The 8,867-nt window shown below is 70.3% G+C and carries 5 protein-coding genes; 4 read left to right on the top strand and 1 reads right to left on the bottom strand.

Annotated elements, in window-relative coordinates:
* The first annotated feature begins 103 nt into the window (after positions 1 to 103).
* On the top strand, positions 104 to 1,549 hold the full coding sequence (locus AOK23_RS37390; RefSeq protein WP_055716930.1) for an aldehyde dehydrogenase family protein: 1,446 nt from the start codon (positions 104 to 106) through the stop codon (positions 1,547 to 1,549).
* 216 nt (positions 1,550 to 1,765) lie between these two features.
* Here AOK23_RS37390 and AOK23_RS37385 read toward each other — a convergent pair whose 3' ends face one another.
* A complete protein-coding gene (locus AOK23_RS37385) occupies positions 1,766 to 4,624 on the bottom strand; it encodes a glycoside hydrolase family 3 C-terminal domain-containing protein (RefSeq protein ID WP_055716929.1) in 2,859 nt (952 codons plus the stop codon).
* 375 nt (positions 4,625 to 4,999) lie between these two features.
* On the opposite strand from AOK23_RS37385, the gene AOK23_RS37380 reads away from it, so the two are divergent.
* From AOK23_RS37380 to AOK23_RS37370, 3 genes are read left to right on the top strand one after another with little or no spacing between them, the layout of a single operon-like run.
* The gene (locus AOK23_RS37380) at positions 5,000 to 6,685 is read left to right on the top strand and encodes an extracellular solute-binding protein (RefSeq protein WP_055716928.1); all 1,686 of its coding nucleotides are present in this window, start codon (positions 5,000 to 5,002) and stop codon (positions 6,683 to 6,685) included.
* Between the two features lie 26 nt (positions 6,686 to 6,711).
* Entirely contained in the window at positions 6,712 to 7,752 is a 1,041-nt protein-coding gene (locus AOK23_RS37375) for an ABC transporter permease (protein ID WP_055716927.1), read from the top strand.
* Positions 7,749 to 8,711 (top strand): carbohydrate ABC transporter permease, encoded by a 963-nt coding sequence (locus AOK23_RS37370; RefSeq protein ID WP_055716926.1) that lies wholly within the window; start codon positions 7,749 to 7,751, stop codon positions 8,709 to 8,711. The genes AOK23_RS37375 and AOK23_RS37370 overlap by 4 nt, the downstream gene beginning before the upstream one ends.
* Positions 8,712 to 8,867: the final 156 nt, after the last annotated feature.

Genomic DNA, 8,867 nt, shown 5'->3' with positions numbered 1-8,867 from the left:
GCCCCACTCATACGCCCCGGACAAACGACCCCCCGGCCTCCCGGCCCTACCGTGGAGCCGAGAAGAGGTTGTACAGAGACGCACCGAAGGGCCGGGAACCACTATGACCGCCACGCATGCCTTCTGGCTCGCCGGCCGCGAGGCCACCGGTGAGACCACGTTCGACGTCACGTCGCCGTGGGACGACCGGCTCGTCGGCAGGGTGAGCGTGCCCACGGACGCGCAGGTCGAGGAGGCGGTCGCCGCCGCGTACGCCGTACGGGACGAGTACGCGGCGACCCCGGCGCACGTACGGGCCGCCGCGCTGGACCACGTCAGCCGGCGTCTGGCCGAGCGGACCGAGGAGATCGCGCAGCTGATCTCCGCCGAGAACGGCAAGCCGATCAAGTGGGCCCGCGGCGAGGTCGGCCGTGCCGTGTCCGTGTTCCGGTTCGCGGCGGAGGAGGCCCGCCGGTTCAACGGCGGTGAGGCGCAGCGCCTCGACACCGACCTGGGCGGTCAGGGGCGGCTCGCGGTCACCCGCCGCTTCCCGAAGGGCGTCGTCCTCGGCATCGCGCCGTTCAACTTCCCGCTGAACCTGTGCGCCCACAAGATCGCCCCGGCGATCGCCGCCGGTGTGCCGATCATCCTGAAGCCCGCCCCGGCCACCCCGCTCTCCGGTCTCGTCATCGGTGAGCTGCTGGCCGAGAGCGAGCTGCCCGCCGGTTCGTGGAGCATCCTCCCCGTCGCCAACGACCGCATGCCGGCCCTCGTGCAGGACGAGCGGCTGCCGGTCATCTCCTTCACGGGTTCCGAGAAGGTCGGCTACGCGATCATGGACTCGGTGCCGCGCAAGCACTGCACGCTGGAGCTGGGCGGCAACGGCGCGGCGGTCGTGCTCGCCGACTACGCCTCCGACGAGGACCTCGACTGGGCGGCGAACCGGATCGCCACGTTCTCCAACTACCAGGGCGGCCAGTCCTGCATCTCGGTGCAGCGGGTGATCGCTGACGCGTCCGTCTACGACCGGCTGCTGCCGCGCGTCGTGGCCGCCGTGGAGGCCCAGGTCACCGGCGACCCGTCCGACGCCGCCACCGACGTCGGCCCGCTGGTCAGCGAGGACGCCGCCAAGCGGGTCGAGGCGTGGGTCCAGGAGGCCGTCGACGCGGGCGCCACCCTCCTCACCGGGGGCAAGCGCGACGGCGCCTCGTACGCGCCGACCGTCCTCGCCGACGTGCCCGCCGACGTCACGATCTCCTGCGAGGAGGTCTTCGGCCCCGTCCTCACCCTCCAGAAGGTGGACGGGGAGGCCGCGGCCTTCGCCGCCGTCAACGACTCCAAGTACGGCCTCCAGGCGGGCGTCTTCACGCACGACCTGCAGACCGCCTTCCGCGCGCACCGCGCTCTGGAGGTCGGCGGCGTGGTCATCGGCGACGTCCCGTCCTACCGCGCCGACCAGATGCCGTACGGCGGCGCCAAGCAGTCCGGCGTCGGCCGCGAGGGCGTGCGCTACGCGATGGACGACTACACCTACGAGCGGGTGCTGGTGCTGACCGGCCTCCAGCTCTGAGCCTCCACGGGAGCCCTGAGACCGCGGATCGCAGCCCTGAGTCGCAGCCCTGGGACCGCGGATCGAAGAATCCTGAGATCGCCTGTCCGGCGACACCGACCCCTAGCTTCTGACAATCGTTTTCATGTAGTCTGGGGTCAGATCCCGGGATGAAGGGGCCCGGCACCGATGCCTTCCGGTGCCGGGCCCCTTCTGTGTCGGCCTGCTTCCGGACCCTCAACCGGAGAAGCCGACACGCGCGAGCCGCAGGGGGCCGCGCAGTGTGAGGTGGACGTCGTGCACACCGGCGGCGGAGACGGCGGCGTGCAGGGTGGTGTACGCGTAGGGGTCCCCGGTGGGGGTGTCGAGCGTCAGGGTCGCCAGCACAGGGCCGCCGACGAGGGAGAACTCGACGCTTCCCCGGCCCGCCACCTCGACCGACATCCCGGTGACGCCCGACCCGAAGTCGCAGCCGCTGAAGATCAGTTCACCCGAGGCGCCGCCCAGCGGGGTGACCGCGTCGCCGGACACCTTCGTACGGTCGACGATCTCCGTGCCGCGCTGCTCGTCGAAGTCCGCCGCGTCCAGGCCGCGTTCGCGGACCGGACGCGGGGCGAGCGGCTCGCCCTCGACCTCGACGGTCGTACGGAGACGGATGTCCTCGCTGGACGCGCCGGCCAGCACCTCGTAGGAGCCCGGCTCCAGCCGCAGGGTGCCGTGCGCCACGTCCCAGAACTCCAGCACGGACAGCGGCAGTCGGAAGGTCAGTTCGGTCGCCGCGTCGGCGGCGAGGGTGACGCGGCGGTGGCCGGCCAGCTCGCGGCGGGGGCGCGGGACCGAAGGGTCCACGGCGCGGACGTAGAGCTGGGCGACCTCGTCGGCGGTCACCGTGCCGGTGTTGGTGACCGTGAAGGACACCGTCAGCTCGCCCTCGCCGCCGCCGTCTCCCTGCTCCACGCGCGCGTCGAGGTTCTCGTACGCGAACTCCCCGTACGACAGACCGTGGCCGAACGGGAACAGCGGCTCGCCCTCGAAGTAGAGGTACGTCTGGCGGCCGCCGATCACGTCGTAGTCGAGGAGGTCGGGGAGGTCCGCGTCGGAGGCGTACCAGGTCTGCGGGAGGCGGCCGGCGGGAGAGATGTCACCGGCGAGGACGCGGGCCAGGGCGGTGCCCGCGGCCTGGCCGCCGTGCGCGGTCCACAGGGCGGCCGGCAGTTCGGCCGGGTCGACGGCGTACGGGTAGGCCGAGACCAGGACCAGGACCGTGTTCGGGTTGGCGGCGCGGGCCGCGCGCAGCAGGCGCTCCTGGTGGGCGGGCAGGGCGAGGGTGGTGCGGTCCTCGGTCTCGCGGCCGTTGATGTGCGGGTCGTTGCCCGCGACCACGACGACCACGTCGGCCCCGGCGGCGGCCTCCGCCACCGCCTCCTCGCCGGGCTGCGCCACGACGAGCTCGAAGACCTCCGGATTTCCGTCGGCAACCTTCACGCCGTCGGCGGCGACAGTGACGTACCGGCCCGTCCCCGTGTGCCTGAGGAGGTGACCGTTCTCGTGCGGTTCCAGGCGGAACGTCTCCTGGACCACCCAGCCGCCCGGCTGGTCGGCTGCGGCGCGGACCCGGCCGTCCTCGGCGACCGAGAGATAACGGCCGTCCGGGGCGCGGAAGGTGAGGACGCCCTCGCCCCAGTCGACCAAGGCGAGTTCCGTGCCGGTCGCGTCGGTGGTGAGCGGGGGCAGATCCGTACGGCCCGCGAGGAGCGCCGGGTCGAGGGCGCCCTCCGCGCCGCGCACCGCGTCGGCGGTGTCGCCGGACTCGGGGACGGCCAGGTACGCGCCGGCCGACGTGCGCAGCCTCACCCGGTCCACGCCCTCCGCGAACGTCACGCGCTCGGCGCCGAACCGGTCGTAGAGGCCCTCCAGCGGGGTCGAGCGGTGGATGAGGGTGCCGCTGTACCAGTCGAGCTTGCACTCGTCGGCGAGGAGGCCGACGACGGCGATCCGGGTGTCCTCGGCGAGCGGCAGCAGACCGCCCTCGTTCTTCAGCAGGACGATCGCCTGCTCGGCGGCCTCCCGGGCGAGGGCCCGGTGGGCCGGGGTGTCGAAGTCCAAGGCGCCGGCGTACGGGTCGGCCCCGGGGTCGAACTCGCCGAGCCGGAAGCGGACGGAGAGCTGGCGGCGGACCGCCTCGTCGATGTCGTCCGCGGTCAGCAGGCCCCGGTCGAGGGCTCCCCGGATGCGCCCGATCATCGTCGAGCTGTCGGTGCCGTGGTCGGTGAAGCTGTCGACCCCGGCGCGCAGCGAGGCGGCGGTCGCCTCCTCGTGGGTGTCGAAGTAGTGCTCGGAGTCGACCAGGTTGGAGGGGGCGCCCGCGTCGGAGCAGACCAGCAGGGGTTCGTCGGTCCAGGTGCGCAGCTGCTCCGCCAGGTAGGGCGAGACATGGTTGGGGCGGCCGTTGACCAGGTTGTACGCGGGCATCACGCCGGCGACCGCGCCCGCCTCGACGGTCGAGCGGAAGGCCCGCAGGTCGTACTCGTGCAGGACGCGCGGGCGCACCGAGGAGGACGTCTCGGAGCGGTCGGTCTCGTTGTTGTGGGCCAGCCAGTGCTTGAGGACGGGGGCGGTGCGCCAGTACGTGGGGTGGTCGCCGCGCAGACCCCGGGTGTACGCGGTCGCGATCGCCGAGGTCAGCGCCGGGTCCTCGGAGTAGCCCTCCTCGTTGCGGCCCCACAGGGGGTGGCGCAGGAGGTTCACCGTCGGCGACCAGACGTTGAGGCCGATGCGGTCGTCGCGCGCCCGCATGGCGCGGACCTCGGTGGAGACCGCCTCGCCGACCCGGCGGACGAGGTCCTCGTTCCAGGTGGCGCCGAGGCCGACGGCCTGCGGGAACACCGTCGCGGGGCCCATCCAGGCGACCCCGTGGAGGGCCTCCTGGCCGGTGCGGAACGCGGCGACCCCGAGCCGGTCGACGGCGGGCGCGAACTGGTGCAGGAACGCGATCCTCTCGTCCGGGGTGAGCCGCTGGAGCAGGTCGTCGATGCGCTTCGCGACCGGCAGCTGCGGATCACGGAACGGCGGCACGGGAGGCGTCTGAGCGGTCACGTGGGATCCCTTTGCGATGGAGCGGCGCGAGCCTTTCGAAGCGCTTCGATGCTGATTCGACCGTGGGGTGGGTGTCAAGAGACCAAGGCGCAACAGATCCGTTTCCTCACTGTCATACAGGCTGCGTTCCAGGGCCGTGCCAGTGGTCCGTACCTCCGGGAAATCTGGGAATCGACCCTTGTGCACCCCCGGTCGTTCACTTAACCTCGCAGCAACATCGAAGCGCTTCGACTGCGGAGGGACCGCTTCGCTTGCCTCCCCCTCCCCTCCGCCGGTCATGGGTTCCATCGCTTCAGCACAGCCAGTTCCACTCAAGACACCGCAGCCGACGGCCACCGCCGGGTGTCCTGGTGTGCGCCATGAAGGGTTGACGCAATGACGCCGAACTCCGCCGCCCCCTCCGCTCCGAGCCGGAGAAGCTTCCTCGCCTCCACGGCGGTCGCCACCGCCGTCGTGGCGGGGGGTGTCCCCCTGCTGTCCGCCTGCGGCGGCTCGCAGGAAGGCCGCAAGGAGGGCACGACGTCGGGCAAGGACGCCAAGAAGATCCTCCCGACGTTCGTCGCATCGAACGTCGTGGCGCCCGACATCCCGTCGAAGAACGGCTCGGCGGCCGGCTTCACCAAGGCGATCCCCACGCCCGACCTGAAGACCTCGGTCCCGAAGAAGCTGGGCAGCGGCGGCCGACTGAAGGTCATGGCGCCGTTCTGGGGGACGCCGCCGAAGGGTGAGAACCCGTACTACACGGCGATGAACGAGGCCGTGGGCGTCGAGGTGACCTGGCAGAACCAGGACGGCGTCACCTACGACCAGAAGCTCGGCGCGGTCCTCGCCTCCAGCGACATCCCCGACGTGGTCGTCGTGCCCGGCTGGAACCTGATGGGCAAGATACCCAGCGCCATCAACGCCAAGTTCGCCGACCTGGGCCCGTATCTCTCCGGCGACAAGGTCAAGGCGTACCCGAACCTCGCGGCCGTACCCAGCGAGGCCTGGCAGCGCGGCATCTTCGGCGGTCAGCTGCGCGCGGTCCCGATGCCCGCCTCGTACGTCACGGACATCGCGCCCATGTACCGCCGGGACATCTTCGACAAGAAGGGCTACACCGTCCCGACCAGCCCCGACGAGTTCCTGTCCTGGGCGAAGGAGGCCACCGACGCCAGGTCGAAGGTATGGGCCTGCGACGACATGAAGTGGTCGGCGTTCAACTTCTACGGCGTCTTCCCCGGCAGTGACAAGGCGCTGTGGTGGAACATGGTCGACGGCAAGCTGGTCAACCGCGTCGAGACCGAGGAGTACCTCGAAGCCCTGGAGTGGACCCGCAAGCTCTACGCGGCCCGCGTGGTCCACCCGGACGCGGTCTCCGGCAAGGCGGGCGGCAACGCCCGGAACCGGTTCACCGCCGGTCAGTCCCTGGTCTTCAACGACAACATCTCCGCCTGGTGGGGCTCGGTGTCCGAGCAGGCCACCCAGAAGAGCGACTTCGAGATGGCCGCGTTCGACATCTTCGGCCCCGACGGCGGTGACCCCACCCTGTGGGCGGTGCAGCCCGCCAACATCTTCACCTTCGTCAGCAAGAAGGCGTCCGAGCAGCAGATCAAGGACTTCCTCGCCCTCTGCAACTACTGCGCCGCGCCCTACGGCACCAAGGAGTTCATGCTCACCGCCTACGGCGTCGAGGGCACGGACTACGACATGAAGAAGGGCCTGCCGGTCAAGTCCACCACGGGCGTCAACGAGGTCAACGGCGCCTACGACTACACCGGCAACCCCGCCCCGTACGTCGCCTACCCCGACTTCCCGGAGGTCACCAAGGGCATCGTCGAGTGGCAGCAGCGCATGGGCGCCTTCACCAAGAAGACCTCCTTCTTCGGGCTGACCGTCACCGAACCCAACCGCTGGGCCAACCTCGCCGACAACTTCGAACAGTTGGAGGACGACGTCGTGCGCGGACGCAAGAAGATCAGTGACGTCCAGCAGGCGGTGTCCGACTGGAAGAGCAAGGGCGGCGACGACCTGCGCGACTGGTACAAGAAGCTGCTCGACGACACCGGTTCGGCGAACTGACCCGGGGCCGAGACGAGGAGAAGGCCGTGTCCCACAGCACGGTGCCCCGGCCGAGGGCCGAGGCGAAGACTTCAGGGACGGCCCCGGTGGCGTCCGACGACGCCACCGGGCCCCCGCCCCAAGGCGGCCGGCGCGCGGGCAGGCCGAGCCTCCGCCTGAGATTCAAGCGTGACCGCGCCCTGCTCCTGATGACGCTGCCAGCGGTCCTGCTGATCCTGGTCTTCAACTACATACCGATCCTCGGCAACGTGGTCGCCTTCCAGGACTACGACCCCTACCTCAGCGAGAACGGCTTCGTCGCCATCTTCCAGAGCCCCTGGGTCGGCGTCGCGCAGTTCGAACGGATCTTCGCGGACTCGGACTTCTGGCACGCGGTGCAGAACACGTTCGTGCTGTTCTTCCTCCAGCTCGTCCTGTTCTTCCCCGTTCCGATCCTGCTCGCGCTGCTCATCAACAGCATCGTCAGGCCCCGGGTCCGGGCGGTCGCCCAGGCGGTCATGTACCTCCCGCACTTCTTCTCCTGGGTCCTCGTCGTCACGGTGTTCATGCAGATCTTCGGCGGGGCGGGCGTCATCGCGCAGACCCTCCGCCAGCACGGCGTCGACGGCTTCGACCTGATGACCAACCCGGAGACCTTCAAGTACCTGGTCACGGTCGAGATGATCTGGAAGGACGCCGGCTGGGGCATCATCGTCTTCCTCGCCGCGCTGTCCTCCGTCTCCCACGACCTCTACGAGGCCGCCGCCATGGACGGCGCCGGCCGCTGGCGGCGCATGTGGCACATCACCCTGCCCGCCCTGCGCCCGGTGATCGCCCTCCTGCTGGTGCTGCGCGTCGGCGACGCCCTGACCGTCGGCTTCGAGCAACTGCTCCTTCAACGGCAGGCGGTGGGCGTCGAGGCCTCCGACGTCCTCGACACCTATGTGTGGTGGAACGGCATCCGCAACCAGGACTTCAGCTACGCCGCCGCGGCGGGACTCATCAAGGGCGTGGTCGGCCTCGCACTGGTCCTGACCGCCAACAAGGTCGCCCATCTCATGGGCGAGCAGGGGGTGTACAAGAAATGAGCGCGCTCCTCGACAGGACGGCCAAGCCGGCCGACCGGCGGCCGGCCGCGAAGAAGCAGGGCCGCTGGGCCGCCCCACCCCGCCCGGTCTGGGAGGAGGAGCCCGCCAAGGCGGGACTCGCGGGCAAGGGCATCGCCCTGGGCCTCGCCTGCTTCGCGATCCTCTTCCCCCTGTGGATCGTCGTCGTCACCAGTCTCCAGACGAAGAAGACCATCGACGAGGCGGGCGGCCTGGTCGTCGTGCCCAGGAGCATCACCTTCGTCGCCTACCAGGAACTCCTGGGCGGCGGCCAGGTGCAGCGGGCCGCGCTGGTCAGCATCGGCGTCACCCTCGTCGGCACCCTGTTCAGCATGACCGTCTCGGTCCTGTGCGCCTACGGACTCTCCCGCACGGGCTCACTCGGCCACCGCTGGATCCTGATGACCCTGCTCGCGACGATGTTCTTCGGCGCGGGCCTGATCCCGACGTACCTCCTGGTCCAGGCCCTCGGCCTCACGGACACCTATCTCGCGCTGATCCTCCCCAGCGCGGTGAGCGTCTTCAACATCCTGGTCCTGCGGTCGTTCTTCATGGGCATCTCCCCGGAACTCATCGACAGCGCCCGTATCGACGGCGCCGGCGACTGGCGCATCCTGTGGAAGATCGTGATGCCGCTGTCGAGGGCGGTCCTCGCGGTCATCGCCCTCTTCTACGCGGTGGGCTACTGGAGCGCCTGGTTCAACGCGTCCATCTACCTCACCGACCAGGACATGATGCCGCTGCAGAACGTCATGATCCAGCTCGTCCAGAAGCAGGAACGCCCCGTCGGCCTCGCGGCCCAGATCAACACGGGCCAACTCTCCCCGCTCGCCATCCAGATGGCCGTCATGGTGATGGCCCTGCTCCCGGTCGCCGTTCTGTCGCCCTTCGTTCAGAAGCACTTCAAGAAGGGCATGCTCACCGGGGCGATCAAGGGCTGACCCGCATGGCCCGCCTGACCCCCGCCGTGTTCGGCCGTGCCTGTCACCCGGCCGAGCACGGCGGGCCCAGCAGCCGGGTGCCTTTGTCAGCAGGTGCCCCGCCCCGCCGAAGGGCGCAGCCCTTCCTGGGGCGCGGGGAACTGCGCGACCGGCCAC

The organism is Streptomyces torulosus, from assembly GCF_001419765.1.
Taxonomy (GTDB): Bacteria; Actinomycetota; Actinomycetes; order Streptomycetales; family Streptomycetaceae; genus Streptomyces; species Streptomyces torulosus.
This window is presented reverse-complemented; position numbering and strand designations above follow the sequence as displayed.

Excerpts from the sequence above, each read along its gene's own strand:
- AOK23_RS37380 (WP_055716928.1), top strand. The coding sequence starts at position 5,000 with ATGACGCCGAACTCCGCCGCCCCCTCCGCTCCGAGCCGGAGAAGCTTC.
- AOK23_RS37390 (WP_055716930.1), top strand. The coding sequence starts at position 104 with ATGACCGCCACGCATGCCTTCTGGCTCGCCGGCCGCGAGGCCACCGGT.
- AOK23_RS37370 (WP_055716926.1), top strand. The coding sequence starts at position 7,749 with ATGAGCGCGCTCCTCGACAGGACGGCCAAGCCGGCCGACCGGCGGCCG.